This is a genomic window from Micromonospora zhanjiangensis, assembly GCF_042650605.1.
Lineage (GTDB): Bacteria > Actinomycetota > Actinomycetes > Mycobacteriales > Micromonosporaceae > Micromonospora_J > Micromonospora_J zhanjiangensis.
This window is the reverse complement of sequence record NZ_JBHSBN010000008.1, coordinates 124060-138077: the sequence shown is the minus strand read 5'-3', so window position 1 is coordinate 138077 and position 14018 is coordinate 124060. Positions and strand designations below refer to the sequence as shown.

14 protein-coding genes are annotated in these 14018 nt (G+C 73.9%); 7 read left to right on the top strand and 7 right to left on the bottom strand.

The genetic code is table 11. The annotated features are described in order from the left end of the window. Window positions 1–50 precede the first annotated feature (50 nt). The 4 genes from ACFOX0_RS14400 to ACFOX0_RS14385 all read right to left on the bottom strand — a co-directional run bounded on the left by ACFOX0_RS14400 (window position 51) and on the right by ACFOX0_RS14385 (window position 4097). Complete coding sequence (locus tag ACFOX0_RS14400; RefSeq protein ID WP_377545678.1) at window positions 51–677, bottom strand: GyrI-like domain-containing protein; 627 nt, start codon at window positions 675–677, stop codon at window positions 51–53. Beyond that, window positions 674–1477 (bottom strand): MerR family transcriptional regulator, encoded by an 804-nt coding sequence (locus ACFOX0_RS14395; protein ID WP_377545676.1) that lies wholly within the window; start codon window positions 1475–1477, stop codon window positions 674–676. Before ACFOX0_RS14395 ends, ACFOX0_RS14400 begins: the two co-directional genes overlap by 4 nt. An 89-nt stretch (window positions 1478–1566) precedes the next feature. Then, window positions 1567–2415 (bottom strand): PhzF family phenazine biosynthesis protein, encoded by an 849-nt coding sequence (locus tag ACFOX0_RS14390; RefSeq protein ID WP_377545674.1) that lies wholly within the window; start codon window positions 2413–2415, stop codon window positions 1567–1569. 221 nt (window positions 2416–2636) lie between these two features. Further along, window positions 2637–4097 (bottom strand): multicopper oxidase family protein, encoded by a 1461-nt coding sequence (locus ACFOX0_RS14385; RefSeq protein ID WP_377545672.1) that lies wholly within the window; start codon window positions 4095–4097, stop codon window positions 2637–2639. A 355-nt stretch (window positions 4098–4452) separates the two neighbouring features. Between ACFOX0_RS14385 and ACFOX0_RS14380 the strand changes: the two genes are divergently transcribed. From ACFOX0_RS14380 to ACFOX0_RS14355, 6 genes are all read left to right on the top strand, one after another. After that, window positions 4453–4785, top strand: coding sequence for a YnfA family protein (locus tag ACFOX0_RS14380; RefSeq protein WP_377545670.1), 333 nt, complete (start codon window positions 4453–4455; stop codon window positions 4783–4785). 158 nt (window positions 4786–4943) lie between these two features. Continuing rightward, window positions 4944–5801, top strand: coding sequence for an SDR family oxidoreductase (locus ACFOX0_RS14375; protein WP_377545668.1), 858 nt, complete (start codon window positions 4944–4946; stop codon window positions 5799–5801). 189 nt (window positions 5802–5990) lie between these two features. After that, entirely contained in the window at window positions 5991–7196 is a 1206-nt protein-coding gene (locus ACFOX0_RS14370) for a sensor histidine kinase (RefSeq protein WP_377545666.1), read from the top strand. Then, window positions 7193–8362, top strand: coding sequence for a hypothetical protein (locus tag ACFOX0_RS14365; protein WP_377545664.1), 1170 nt, complete (start codon window positions 7193–7195; stop codon window positions 8360–8362). Before ACFOX0_RS14370 ends, ACFOX0_RS14365 begins: the two co-directional genes overlap by 4 nt. Beyond that, on the top strand, window positions 8332–9066 hold the full coding sequence (locus tag ACFOX0_RS14360) for a response regulator (protein WP_377545662.1): 735 nt from the start codon (window positions 8332–8334) through the stop codon (window positions 9064–9066). Before ACFOX0_RS14365 ends, ACFOX0_RS14360 begins: the two co-directional genes overlap by 31 nt. A gap of 63 nt (window positions 9067–9129) precedes the next feature. Continuing rightward, window positions 9130–10017 (top strand): hypothetical protein, encoded by an 888-nt coding sequence (locus ACFOX0_RS14355; RefSeq protein WP_377545660.1) that lies wholly within the window; start codon window positions 9130–9132, stop codon window positions 10015–10017. A 14-nt stretch (window positions 10018–10031) separates the two neighbouring features. Here the strand turns inward: ACFOX0_RS14355 and ACFOX0_RS14350 are convergent, their stop codons facing one another. Continuing rightward, the gene (locus tag ACFOX0_RS14350) at window positions 10032–10943 is read right to left on the bottom strand and encodes an alpha/beta fold hydrolase (RefSeq protein ID WP_377545658.1); all 912 of its coding nucleotides are present in this window, start codon (window positions 10941–10943) and stop codon (window positions 10032–10034) included. Next, entirely contained in the window at window positions 10936–11418 is a 483-nt protein-coding gene (locus tag ACFOX0_RS14345; protein ID WP_377545656.1) for a hypothetical protein, read from the bottom strand. The genes ACFOX0_RS14350 and ACFOX0_RS14345 overlap by 8 nt, the downstream gene beginning before the upstream one ends. 123 nt (window positions 11419–11541) lie before the next feature. Here ACFOX0_RS14345 and ACFOX0_RS14340 point away from each other — a divergent pair, with 123 nt between their 5' ends. Further along, entirely contained in the window at window positions 11542–12510 is a 969-nt protein-coding gene (locus ACFOX0_RS14340) for an SDR family NAD(P)-dependent oxidoreductase (RefSeq protein WP_377545654.1), read from the top strand. Window positions 12511–12641: 131 nt separating this feature from the next. On the opposite strand, the gene ACFOX0_RS14335 is transcribed toward ACFOX0_RS14340, so the two are convergent. Then, window positions 12642–13925 carry an aldehyde dehydrogenase family protein gene (locus tag ACFOX0_RS14335; RefSeq protein WP_377545652.1) on the bottom strand — a complete coding sequence of 428 codons (1284 nt, stop codon included), beginning with the start codon at window positions 13923–13925 and terminating at the stop codon, window positions 12642–12644. Window positions 13926–14018 lie beyond the last annotated feature (93 nt).

Below are 14018 nucleotides of genomic sequence, written 5' to 3'. Positions count from 1 at the left end.
GACCGCCCGAACGAGGTATGCCTGGGCCTACGCCGTCCCCGGGGGCCGGCTCACCCCCCGACCGGCGGGAGCACCGGATACCGCAGGATGGTCCGCAGCTTCTCCGGCGCCGTACGCCGGTGGTCCGACAGGTAGATCTCGTGGTGTTTGCCGTGCATCCGCAGCCCGCGCTCGCCGATGAAGGCCATCAGCCGGTCCAGCGTCGCCGGCTCCTCGCTGAACGGCCCGACGTGCAGGATCTGGGCGCTCGGCCCCTCGGCGAGCGTCCGCAGCTCCACCCGGTCCAGCGCGGCGGACGGCCGCTTCCGCCCGGCCCCGGCGACGGCGTCGGCGACCAGGTCCGCGGTCACCTGCGGCGGCTGCATGATCATCATCGTGTAGTGCCAGGCCGACCGGTCCGCCGTCGACCCGTCCCGCAGTCCCGGGCTCCACCAGAGCCCCTCCAGGGGCATCACCGGGTACTCCAGGACGCCCGCGTTCTTCAGGCCGAACCGCAGCGTGTACGCCACGCCGTACAGCGCCTCGACCACCTGGCGGTAGGCCGGACCCTCCGGGTCGCCGACGCCGTCCACCGCCAGCATGGTCAGCTCCGGCACGTCCACCAGCGTCGGCGTCGCCCTCGCCGCGTACACCTGCCGGTACGTCTTCTTGAAGTCCGTCCTCGGCAGCTCGGTCATACGTCCTCCTCCTCGTCGACCGGTACGACGATCCGGGTCACGAACTGCGCCGGGTCGGTCGTACCGGGGTCGGTCAGGTAGCCCTCGCGGACGGTGCCGCGCGGTCGTAGCCCGCGCTCGTGGATCCAGGCGAAGACGGCGTGGTACGTCAGCGCCACGTGCTCGTACGGGCCGACGTGCACAGCCGTGGCGGCCGGGCCCGCCGGCACCCGCTCCACGGACAGCCCCGGCGGCGCCTCCGGCTCGGCGCTCTGGACGCCGACCGCGATCCGCAGCGGGTCCGTCAGGTCGGCCGGGTAGATTCCCCACACCGGGGGCGTCCAGCCGACGTCCCGCACCGCCGCCATCAGCCGCCCGACGCCGGCGGACACGGCCACCCCGATCTCCTCGGGCGCGGCCACGGTGCGGTACACCAGCAACCGCCGGGCCGGTTCCCGGGACAGGGCGACGTCCAGGCGCAACAGCCCGTCGGTCAACAGCCGGTCCAGCAACTGCCAGGTACGCCGCTCGGCGGCCATCCGCTCCTCCAGCCGCCGCTGTTGCCCCCGCAGTACGGCGGTCCGGACGTCGTGGTCGCCGGCGAGCACCTGCCCGATCGCGTCCAGCGGCACGTCGAGCCCGCGCAACAGGGCGACCACTGTCGCGTCGCGCACCTGGTCGCGGCCGTAGTACCGGTAGCCGGTGACCGGGTCGATCCGGGCCGGCGACAGCAGCCCCAGGTCGGCGTAGTGGCGCAGCTGTTTCACGCTGAGCCGGCACAGTCGGGCGAAGGCGCCGATCGGCAGCAGGTCCCCGGTCACCGGAGCATCATCACCTCTCCCACCGTGGGAGAGTCCACCCAGCCGGAAGCCCGTCGTGCGGCACGCCGTCCCCGGTCCGGGCCGGCCCGTCAGCGCCGGTCGGGCAGGGCGACGGCGGTGCCGGTGACGGCGATGCCGGTGTCCGGCCCGGTCGGGACGTCCACCCGCAGCAGGCTGGGCCGGCCCAGGTCGTGTCCCTGGTGGACGGTGACGGTGGCCGGCGGCCGAACCAGACCCCGCTCGCGCAGGTAGCCACCGAGGGCCGCGGCGGCGGCGCCGGTGGCCGGGTCCTCGATCACTCCGCCCGGCGGGAACGGGTTGCGGGCGTGGAACACCGTCGACGACTCGCGCCACAGCAGGTCGACGGTGGTCCAGTCGTGCCGCGCCATCAGCGCGCCGAGGGCGTCGAAGTCGTAGTCCAGGTCCGCCAGCCGTCGCCGGCTCACGGCGGCGAGGACCGGGTGCCACGCTCCGGCGTACGCCACCCGCGGCGGCAGCGCCGGGTCGAGATCCGCCGGGGCCCAGCGCAGCGCCGCGAGCAGTTCGGTGAGGTCGTCGGCGGCGAGCGGAACGGTTCGCGGCGGCACGCTGACCAGCGTCGCGGTCGGGGTGCCGCCCGGCGCGATCTCGGTGGAGACGTCGACCTGCCCGGCCCGGGTGGCCAGCCGCAGCGACCCCGGCCCGTGCCGCTCGGCGTACGCGGCGGCGGCCGCGATGGTCGCGTGCCCGCAGAACGGCACCTCGGCCAGCGGGCTGAAGTACCGCACGTCGAACCGACCCGCGCCGCGCGGCGTCAGGAAGGCGGACTCCGAGTAGCCCAGGTCGGCGGCGATCGCCAGCATCGCCGCGTCCTCGGCACCGGTCGCGTCGAGGACGACCCCGGCCGGGTTGCCACCGGCCGGATCAGCGCTGAACGCGGTGTAGCGCAGGATCTCCATCCGCCCACCCTGGCACGGCGGACCGGCGCCCGAACATGGCCAATCGACGCGTCGTGGCCGGCGCCGACCCGGTCGGCCGGCTGCGGTCGTACCCACCTTCCAAGAGCATCAGTTGTCGAACTGTCGCCCCACCGGCGTGTCGCACCGGAAAAGCACTGATGCTCTTGGCGCCCCGGCCACGATCATCGCCGCCATTGGCCGAGAAGAGTGCGTACGGGCGCTTAGCCGTGATGATGGTGGCTCGGCAGTGTGCGGGGCACCGACGCTTCGGTGCCGGGTTCCACGATCACGAACTGGCCCATCATGCCCTTGTCCTCGTGCCGAAGGATGTGGCAGTGGTACATGTAGGGCGTTTTCGGGTCGGTGTGGTGCCCGAACTGCACGGCGAGCCGCACCGTCGACTTGCGCGGGATGAACGCCGTGTCCTTCGGGCCCTGCAGGTATGCCGACGGCGGCCTCCCGTCGATGTCCAGGATGCGGAAAGCCACTTCGTGGATGTGGAAGTTGTGGGAGTAGACGGGGTTCTGGACGTGCCAGATCTCGATCGCTCCTGCGGGCACGACCTCGTCGATGCGGGTCATGTCCATCTCCCGCCCGTTGATCGCATCGCTGCCGTTGAGCTTGAACGTGCGCTCCCGAGCGCCGACGGGTGCCTCGATGCGCCGGCTCGCGGCCAGCCGCTGCGGAACCGGCGGCCCTGGCTTGAGCTGATCCGCCGCGACGAACTTCAGCAGCTCGTAATCCCCTTCGTCGATGCCGTCGTCGCCGGCGACGCTGCGCAGCACGACCTGGTCGCGCGGTTCGAACTCGACCAGGACCTCCAACCGCTCCCCCGGACTCAGCTGCACGCGGTCGACCGCCACCGGTGCCGCCAACAGGCCAGCGTCGCTGCCGATGACGTGGAACCGTCGCCGGTCGGCGAACTCGACGTTGTACATCCGCGCGTTGGATCCGTTGAGGATGCGCAGCCGCACCAGCGTCGTAGTCACCTCGAAGTAGGGGTCGTAGACCCCGTTGACCAGGATCTGGTCGCCCATGAGGCCCCACACCGGGTTGGCGTCTTCCTGCAGCACGCCGTTCGCGTCGAGGGTCTTGTCCTGCAGGATGAGCGGGACGTCGTCGACCCCGTAGGTCGAAGGCAGGCCCAGTGCGGCCGTCTCCGGGTCATCGACGAGAAGAAGGCCCGCCAGCCCGCGGTACACGTGCTTGGCGGTGTTGCCGTGCGGATGCGGGTGGTACCAGGCGGTAGCGGCCGGCTGGTCGATCGTCCAGTGCGGGGACCAGGTAGCGCCTGGTCGGATCATCTGGTGCGGGCCGCCGTCCATCACCGCGGGCAGCCGCATGCCGTGCCAGTGGACCGTGCTCGGCTCGCCGAGCTGGTTGTGCACGCGCATCGCGACGCGGTCGCCACGCGTCGCGCGGATCGTCGGGCCGAGGAAGGCGCCGTTGAAACCCCACGTCGTAGTCGGCTTGCCCGGGAGCAACTCCACCTGCCCGGCCTGCATCGTCAACGAAAACTGCTTCGTGCCGTCGGCCGCAACGGCCGGCTCCAGCAACGGCGGCACCCTGAGCCGATTGGCGAAGGCCAGGGTGCCGGAGTTTCCCTTCGAATCCGAACCCGGGTTACCGCAACCGGCGAGGGCGGCCAGTCCGGCGAACATAAGAAGATCACGACGCTTCATGCAGATGATCATGCCCGGCCCGACGGGACGCTACATCGGGGATCCGACCCGGAGGGCACCCTGACAGTCCGATCCGGAGAACCCCTACTGAGCAGGCCGCATGCCAAGATCAGGCGGCGCGAACTCCTGCTCGTCGGCGGTCGCCGGGACGACCGGGCCACCGCACGCATCGGTCCGGCATGTCCGACTGACGGCTTTGCGCCCGGCCACGTCGTGGTTGGCCCCGACACCCGCTCCGACCGGCGCCACCGCCACCCCGACACCGGCCGGAACCGACGTACCGCCGCCGACCGGGAGCCCGACGGCGACCGGAAGCCCCACGCCGGCCGGCTGACCAGCCGGTTACCGTTGACCCGTGGCCGTCCTGCGTTCGCTCCTGCTGTTCCTGCTGGCCGCGCTCGCCGAGATCGGTGGTGCCTGGCTGATCTGGCAGGGCTGGCGGGAGCACCGCGGCGTGCTGTGGATCGCCGGCGGCGTGCTGGCCCTCGGGGCGTACGGGTTCGTGGCAAGTTTCCAACCGGACGCCAACTTCGGCCGGGTGTTGGCGGCGTACGGCGGGATCTTCATCGCCGGCTCGCTGGCCTGGGGCATGGTGCTGGACGGCTTCCGGCCCGACCGGTGGGACCTGGCCGGCGCGACGATCTGTCTGGTCGGCGTCGCCGTCATCATGTACGCCCCCCGCAGCTGACCGCGCGCACCGCGCGCGGACCGGCCCGTGGACGAACGGCTTGGCCCGGCACCGCCGGCGATCCGATACGGTGACCGCACCTGTAACCCGGATCCCCCGGGCGGAACGGCGGACCAGCCAGGGCGCCGTTCGATCGCTCCCACCTCGGGAGAAGTTCGATGACCATCCTCATCACCGGCGCGCGTGGCGCGGTCGGCAGCTCAGTCCTGCACGGCCTGCGGGCCGCCGGACACCCCCTGCGCGCGTCCAGCCGGCGGCCCGAGCAACTCCGGTTGCCCGTCGGCGTCCGCTCCACCGACGTCGAGGTCGTCCCGCTCGACCTGGCCCGACCGGCCACCTTCGCCGCCGCCCTGCGCGGTGTCGAGCAGGTGTTCCTCTACGCCGAACCGGGCGGCATCGACGAGCTGGTCCGGGCGGCCGAGGCCGCCGGCGTCCGGCACGTCGTGCTGCTCTCCTCGTCGGCGGCACTGTCGCCGGACGCGGAGGACGACCCGCTGGGCCGGCACCACCTGCTTGTCGAACGGGCGTTGACCTGGTCCAACCTCGACACCACCATCCTGCGGCCCGGCGCGTTCGCCGGCAACGCGTACGGCTGGAGCCAGGCGATCCGGCGCGGCGACCCGGTCGACCTGGCCTACCCGGAGGCGTTGCTGGCGCCGATCCACGAGGACGACATCGCCGACGTCGCGGTGACGGCGCTGACCGGGAACGCCGCCGTTCGCGGCCGGGCGGTCACGTTGACCGGCCCGCACGGGCTCACCCTGCGCGAGCAGGTCGGCGAGATCGCCGTCCGGCTCGGCCGGGACGTCCCGGTACGGCGGCCGACCCGGGCCGCGGCGGAGGAACAACTGGGCCGGTTCATGCCCGCCGACGTGGCCGCCTCGCTGCTCGACCACCAGGCCGGTACCGTCGGAATCCGCCCCGAGATCAGTACCGCCGAGCGGATCACCGGCAAGCCGGGCCGTACCTTCGGCCAGTGGGTGGACGAGCACCTCGACGCGTTCCGCCCGCACTGATCCGTCCTCGGTGCCCGGTCACCGGCGGCACGTGCCGGCGGCCGGGCAGCACACGCGGTGTGTCCGGACCCACCCCGGGCGGTGACGGTCGTGCGTCGCGAAACGGCGCGAATGCCTTCAATATGCTATTCTCATCCGTCGATGTGAATAGGCGGGCAATCCGCCGAGCCCACCGCCGGGAGGACTGCCGTGCTGCCCGATGCCCGGCCGGAGGCCGCGCCACCGGCGGTCCCGACCACGCCGGCACCGGACAACCCGGCCGGCGCGGCACTCGGCAGGATCGTCGCGGTCTTTCCCGCCGTCATCCGGGTGACCTGCGGCCTGGCCGGGGCGTGCGTGGCCCTGGCGGTGCGCACCCCACCGGTGCACGTGCCGCTGCTGGTGGTCACCGTCGCCGTGCTGACCGGCTGGTCGCTGGTGTTCACCCGGTGGACGCTGCGGCACGGGCTGACCGGGCGGCTGGTGACCGTCGACGTCACGCTCACCGTGGTCACCTGCCTGCTGATGCGGCACCTGGTCGCCGCCGAGGTGCTGCCCGGCGAGGTGAGCTGGGTGGCGATCCTGGCCAGCACCTCGGTCATCGTCGCCCAGCTGGGGCTGCCGGCGTCCCGGTCGATCCCGACCGGACTGCTCGTCGTCGGGGCGTACGCGCTCGGCGCGCACCTCGCCGGTGCCGACCCGGAGGCGGTCGCGCACGCCGGCACGCTGACCGTCCAGACGTTCTCCGGCGCCGGGTTGACCTATCTGGCCCGGCGCGGCAGCCGACTGGCCGACGAGGCGTTCGCCGGATTCCAGCGGGTCTCCCGGCAGGCCCTGCTGGACCGCGCCGCCCGGGAGGCGGAGCGCCAGCACAACCGGGACCTGCACGACACCGTGCTGTCCACCCTCACCGTGGTCGGCCTCGGCGCGGTGACCGCCGGCTCGGCCGGGCTGCGCGAGCGGGCCCACTCCGACCTGCGCACGCTTATCGAGTTGACCGGGGCGCGGTCCGCCGGCGCCGACCGCCCGACCGACGTCCGCGAACCGCTCGCCGACCGGGTGCGTACCGCCCTGGACCGGCTGCCCCGGCAACCGGTGGTCACCGACCTCGACGAGTGTGCCGTACCGCCGGCGGTCGCCGACGCCATCACCGGCAGCCTGGCCGCGGCGTTGTCCAACGTGGAGCGGCACGCGCCGGGCAGCGCGGCCGGCGTGCGACTGCGCGGCGGCGACGGCAGGGTGGTGGTCGAGGTGACGGACGACGGCCCCGGCTTCGACCCGGGCACGGTCCCGACCCACCGGTACGGCCTGCGCGAGTCGATCCACGGCCGGATGGCGACCGTCGGCGGTCGGGCCGAGGTGATCTCCGCCCCGGGTCACGGCACCCGGGTACGTCTGGTCTGGCCGGCCCGATGACCGCCGACCCGATCCCCCGCGGGGACGACCCGACGACCGGCGCGGTCACGGCGGTCTCGGTCACCTCCGAACGCGGCGTCCGGATCGCCGCGGTGGTGATCGCCTTCGTCTGGCATCTGGTGATCAACCTGCCGGCGATCGTGGTCGGCTGGTCCGGCTACCGCCACCCGTGGGTGGCCGGTACGGGCTGGCTGGTCGTCGCCGTCGTCGGGCTGGTCGCCACCGCCCACCTGTTCCGGGGCACCCGGTTGCCGGTCTGGCCGGCGGTGGCCGTGCTGCTGCTGGTGCACGCGGCGGTGTTCGCCGCCGTCCCGCCGACCCGCTTCTTCAGCGGCGCCAACTGGTCCTGGGGGACGCTCGGCTGGTTCGCCGTGCTGGTGCTGTGGGGACGGCCGGTCAGCCGGTTGATCGCGGTGCTCGCCGCCGGGGCGGCGATCGCACTGGCCGCGGTGCTGGGCGCCGGCCCGGGCGGCGCGGCGGACGTCAGCCGCTGGGTGATGTTCGTCTACGGCACGACGGTGTTGCAGGTCGCGCTGGCCGTCGCCGCCGGTGCGCTCGGCACGCTGGCCGGGTCCACCGCGGCCACCGCCGCGGCCCGGGCCGCCGTACAGGCCGAACGTGAGGCCGCCGATCGGGCGCTGCGGGAACGCCGGGAACGGCTGTCCGGGATCAGCCGCACCGCCGGAGCGCTCCTGGCCGAATTGGCCGACGGCCGGGCCGACCCGGCGGATCCCGCCGTGCAGCGGCGGTGCGCCCTGGAGGCGTCCCGGTTGCGCCGGCTGATCGCCGAGTCGGACGACGTGCCGGATCCGCTGCTGCACGAGTTGCGGGCCTGCGTCGACATCGCCGAGCGCCGCGGCGTGCCGGTCGAGTTCGTCGCCGTCGGTGATCCGCCGGAGTTGCCGGTACGGATCAGGCGGCGACTCGCCGAACCGCTCGCCACCGCGTTGGCGAACGCCCGGGACTGGGCCCGGCTCACCGTGGTGGCCCAGCCCGACGAGGTCGCGGTCAGCCTGGTCGCCCCGACCGTCGGCGGCGCGAACGGGCGGGACCCGACCCCGCCCGGGGGCGGTGTCGGCACGCCACCGCCGGACGACCTGATCGAGCAGTTCCACGAGCAGGACGAGGACATGACATGGACGCAGACCCGGTGGCGGGCGAGATGACCGACGAACCGACGCGGATCACCGTCGCGATCGTGGACGACCATCCGGTGGTGGTGGAGGGGGTGCGGTCCTGGCTGGCCAGCGAGCCACGGCTCGACGTGGTCGCCACCGGCGACGATCCGGACGCGGTGTTGCGGGCCACCGAGCAGCCGGCCGACGTGATCCTGCTCGACCTGCGACTGCACGGTCGGATGGCGATCGACAAGGTGGCCGAGTTGTGCGCGGCCGGCCGGCGGGTGGTGGTGTACTCCGAGCACACCGGGCAGGAGACCATCCTGGCGGTGTTGGACGCCGGCGCGGTCGCCTTTCTCGCCAAGCACGAGGGGCGGGAGCACTGCGTGGCGACGGTGGTGGCGGCGGCCAGCGACCGGCCGTACGTGCCGCCGTCACTGGCCGGGGCCATCGTCGGCGACCGCCGCTCGGACCGCCCCGCCCTGTCCGATCAGGAGCGTGAGGCGCTGCTGCTGTGGTTCCAGTCGATGTCGAAGGCGTCGGTGGCCCGGCGGATGCGGATCAGTGAACACACCGTGAAGCAGTACGTCGACCGGGCGCGGTTGAAATACGCCCGGGCGGGCCGGCCGGCGGCGACGAAAGCCGCGTTGCTCGCCCGGGCGATCGAGGACGGACTCATCCGGCCGGACGAGATCGGCACCTACCGGTCGTACGCGGCACCCGATAAGTTGACCCCTCAACGACCGTCATGACACCGCGTACCCGGGCCGGCACGCTGATCGGGAAGAAGTTCCTCGACGGGAGGCCCTTCCCCGATGAAAGCCAACGCCGCGCCGTTCTTCATCCGGCCGCACCGCTTTGACGATCCGGAGACGGACGACGCCTCGTATCCGGAGCTGGACTGGCGGGGTCGGATCGTCCTGGACACCGACGAGCAGGTGCTGTGGCACGGCCGGGTCGAGCTGGCCGGCTACCTGCTCGGCCGGACCGTCGACGACGCCACGTTGAGCTGGACGCTGCCCCGGCCCACCGACCTGGTGGTCACCGACCGCCGGTTGGCGTACGTCTGCGCCGGTTGGGACCTCGACGCCGCCCCGGTCGCGGGCGCCGCCGCGCCCCGGCACCGGCGCCGGGCCGGCCGGGTGAACGCCCGGGTCGCCACCGGCCAGATTTGTTGGCAGTGGCCCGCCCGGCTGCACCTGAGCCCGGCCGGGGCCGACCGACCGGCTTCCCGGCCCCGGCCGGCGGATGGCGACCGTCCGCCCGCCGGCCCGCGCACGACCGGCCGGCCCCGGCCGGTGACACCGGGACGGCCGGAGCAGTTGCTGATCGTCTGCGACGCGCTGCGCGCGGCCGGCCGGCCGACGTTGGCCGTCGGCGGTGACCCGCTCGGCACGAACGGCACGGTCCGGGAGTTGGGGCACCTGGTCCGGCGGGCGGTCGCCGGCTTCCGGCTGACCCACCCGGGCACGGTCGAGCTGACCCCGCCCGAGCGGGACGCGTTGACCGCCCGCACCCGGGCCAGCCTGTTCAGCGACGAGCTGGCCGACCCGTACCGCGGCGTCGATCTGCCGGGGGCGCTGCTCGTCGAGTTCCTGCACCGGGACGACTACTACCGCCGGTCGCCGCGTGGGTCGCGGGGCACCGGGCGGATCGAGCGGGTCCGGCGGGCCGCCGAACGGCATCCGGGCTCGGCGGTCTGAGCCGCCCGCGGTGGTCAGCCACGGGACGCCAGCAGGTCGGTGATCAGCTCGGCGATCCGGTGGGGTTGCTCGGCGGTCATCGCGTGGCTGGCCCCGGCCAGGTGCACCACCCGCAGGGCGGGGTTGGCCTCGGCCGCCGCGGCGATCCGGCCGGCCAGGTACCGGCGGTATGCGGCGTACAGGTCGGCGAAGGGCCGCTGCTCCGGCAGATCCACCGTCGCCTGGACGAGCAGCAGCGGACACGTCGCCCCGCGGTACACCGGGTCGAGGTCGAGCGCGTCCATGGCCGGGCGGAGCTGACCGAGCAGTTCCGGGCCGGGACGCATCCTGGTGCTCCCGTCCCGGGTGGACAGGTTGCGGTCGAAGGCCGCCACCCAGACCGCCGGATCGATGCCGTACCGCTGGGCCATTGCCCGCTGGCCGGCCCGCGCCTGGTCGAGCTGCTCGGCGCCGAGCGGCGCGGCGAGCGCCGTGGTCATGGCGTCGAACGCGGCATGCAGCCGGGCCAGTTCGGCGCCCGCCCGTTCCGGGTCCAGGCCGGGCAGTTGCGCCGGCCGGGTGGGTGCCGGGTTGCCGTCCAGGCTGACCGCGCCCGGGCACTCCGGGTGCCGCGCCGCCCACAGCGCGGCGAGCATCCCGCCCAGCGAGAGGCCGACCACGGCCGGGGCCTTCAGGTCGAGCGCCGCGACGACGACGTCCAGATCGGACAGTACGTCGGCCCAGTCCCACCGGCCGTCCCCGGAGTGGCCGTGGCCGCGCAGGTCGACCGCCACCACCCGGTGCGCCGGGCGGAGCAGGTCGGCCAGCCCGGTCATGCTCACCAGGTTGGCGCCGGCGCCGTGCAACAGCAGCACCGGCAGTCCGGCGCCGCCGAAGTCCCGGACCGCGATCGGCACCGGGCCGGATTCCACCGTCAGGTCACGCATCGTTCTCAACCTTCCTTCCCGCCGAGGGCCGGCGCAGCCGGTCCCGGACCGACGTGGGGATCACTCCGCCGTCCGGATGCCGGGCCAACTTCCCCCGGGTGACCAGGTCGTGGACGCCCTGCCGGGTGATCCCGAGCATGGCACCGGCGACCGCGTACGAGACCGAGACGGCGGTCGGGTGGCCGACCCGGTACGCGACCGTCCGACCCAGCGGCGTACGCCACCAGTCCGCGGGCGGGTCGAACGGACCGTCGTCCGGATACAGCGTCGACAGCAGTCGCATGATCGTGCCCAGGGCGGCCGAGTCGTCGCCGGTCGCGATCCGGGTCGCCCAGTCCCGGGCCCGGGCCCGGAGCACGACGCGCATCGCGTCGACGGTGTCGTCGCCGTCGAGCAGGATCTCCAACGGGTCGAGCAGCCGGATGTCGAGCAGCCGGACCAGCTGCTCGGTCACCTCGTCGCGGGTCGGTGGCATGGCGGAGCCTCCCTCCTTGGCAAGGAGTGTCAAGTACTTGACGTCGCTTGTCAAGTAGTGGGTCGGCCACCGCCGCCGGCGAGGCTTGACCTCGAGTGCGCTCGAATTCGTACGGTCGAAGGCATGACGACGACACCTCAGCACAAGATCGGGTCGGAATTCGACTTCCGCAGCACCGCCGGGGAGGTGCTGCGCGGGATCGACCTGACCGGGAAACTCGCGGTGGTCACCGGGGGCTACTCCGGCATCGGCCTGGAGACCACCCGCGCCCTGTCCGGCGCCGGCGCGCACGTCGTCGTGCCGGCCCGGCGGCCGGACACCGCCCGGCAGGCGCTGGACGGGTCGGCCCGCGTCGAGGTCGACGAGCTGGACCTCGGCGATCTGGACAGCGTCCGCGAGTTCGCCGACCGGTTCCTCGCCTCGGGCCGGACCATCGACATCATGATCAACAATGCCGGCATCATGGCCTGTCCGGAGACCCGGGTCGGCCCCGGTTGGGAGGCCCAGTTCGCCACCAACCACCTGGGCCACTACGCGCTGGTGCAGCGGCTGTGGCCGGCGATCGTCCCGGGCGGGGCGCGGGTCGTCTCGGTCTCCTCCGGCGGGCACCGGCGCAGCGGGATCCGCTGGGACGACGTGCAGTTCGCGCACGGTTACGACAAGTGGGCGGCCTACGGGCAGGCCAAGACCGCGAACGTGCTGTTCGCCGTGCACCTCGACGAGCTGGCCCGGGACCGGGGCGTACGGGCGTTCGCCGTGCACCCGGGCGGCATCCTGACCCCGCTGCAGCGCCACCTGGCGAAGGAGGAGATGGTGGCGTTCGGCTGGATCGACGCCGACGGCAACCCGCTCAACCCCGACTTCAAGACCCCGGAGCAGGGTGCCGCGACGCAGGTGTGGGCGGCCACCTCGCCGCGGCTGGCCGGCCTGGGCGGCGTCTACTGCGAGGACTGCGACATCGCCGAGCCGGCCGGTGCCGACCATGCCACCGGCGGCGTCCACGACTGGGCGGTCGATCCCGAGCAGGCCGCGCGGCTGTGGCGGTTGTCGGCCGACCTCACCGGCGTGGATGCCTTCGCCGCCAGCCGCTGACCGCGCTGCCCGGCCGGCCCGGACCGGCCGGTCCGGCCGGGCCCGACGTCGCGGTCGGCCACCACCCGGAGCCCGGCCCGCGCCGCCGGGTCGACCGGCCGGTCCGGCCCGGCCCGGGCGGCGGGGTCGCCCTACTCCGTGCCGAGGTGCGCGGCGAGGTCGGCGGGCACGACGACGTACTGCCGCAGGGACAGGTCGCGGAAGGTGACCGGGCCGCGCGGGCCGGGCACCCGGTCGATGTTGATCCCGGTCTCCGGCACGGAGAGCAGCTTGAAGCCGTCCAGCAGCCGGGTGGTCGCGTTCCAGAAGCCGCCCGTACCGGCGTACCCGGTGAGGAACTCGGCCGCGGCGGCCGGATCCTCCGCGACGATCGCGGCGGCCAGGCCGGATGTCTCCTGGTTGGCGATCCGGGCGGCGTCGGCCGGACCGGTGGCCGGCGCGACCGTCACGGTCGCCTCGTTGCCGTCGTCGAGCGCCCACTCGAAGCCGATCGGGTGCTCGTGCGGCGGCAACGAGGCGGTGATCTTTGGCTCGTGCCGGGCGAACAGGTCCAGCACGGTCGGCACCAGCTCGTCCCAGACAGCGGTGTCGACCAGCAACAGGTTGAGCCGGTTGCACACGCCCAGCCGGTCGATGCTCCGCTCGACCAGCTCGACCGCACGCCGCCGGTCGGCGGACGGGTGCAGGTAGAGCACCGCACCCCCGTCGGCGTGCGCCAGGGTTCGCACCCCGGCCAGCGCCGCCTGCTCGGCCAGGCTGCGGGTGCTCTCCCCGCTGCCGCGCAGGATGACCAACGGCAGCAGTCGGGGCTGCCGGACCAGGGCCGCGGCGGACTCCCGGCCCGGCAGGCGGAGCAGTTGCACGGCCGCCGGGTCGAGGCCGGCCTCGGCCAGCGCCGGCGCGACCACGTGGTCGATCAGCGCGACGGCCGAACCGAGCGCGGCCGAGCCGGTGCGCAGCACCCCGGCGTTGCGCGACTTCACCAGCTGGGACGCGATGTCGACGACCACGTTGGGGCGGGCCTCGAAGTTGGCCCCGATCACGCCCACCGGGCGGCGCCACTCCTGCACCACCAGGTCGTCGTCGAGCCGCCGCACCGGCCGGCGGGCCGGCTCGGCGGGGATGTCGGCCAGCGCCAGCAACTGGTCACCCATCTCGCGCAGCCGGGCCTCGTCCAGTCGGAGCCGGTCGAGCAGGCCACCGCCCATCCCGCCGGCGACGGCGGCGCGGTGGTCCTCCCGGTTGGCGGCCAGCACCGGCTCGGCGGCTTCGACCAGGAGCCGGGCCATCGCCCGGAGCGCGGCGTCGATCTGCCCGTCGGTGGCCGTGGCCAGCGACGGGCTGGCCCGGTGCGCCTCGGTCGCCGCCGCGCCGACCGCCTCGACCGCCCGCGTCATCGCGTCGTCCCCGCTCACGCCAAACACCCCATTCCGGTCCCGATTCGGCATCCCGTTCGCCGGTTGCCCGCAGTGGCCGCCTGGCGCGCCCGCCAGCGCACCGTCGAGGGC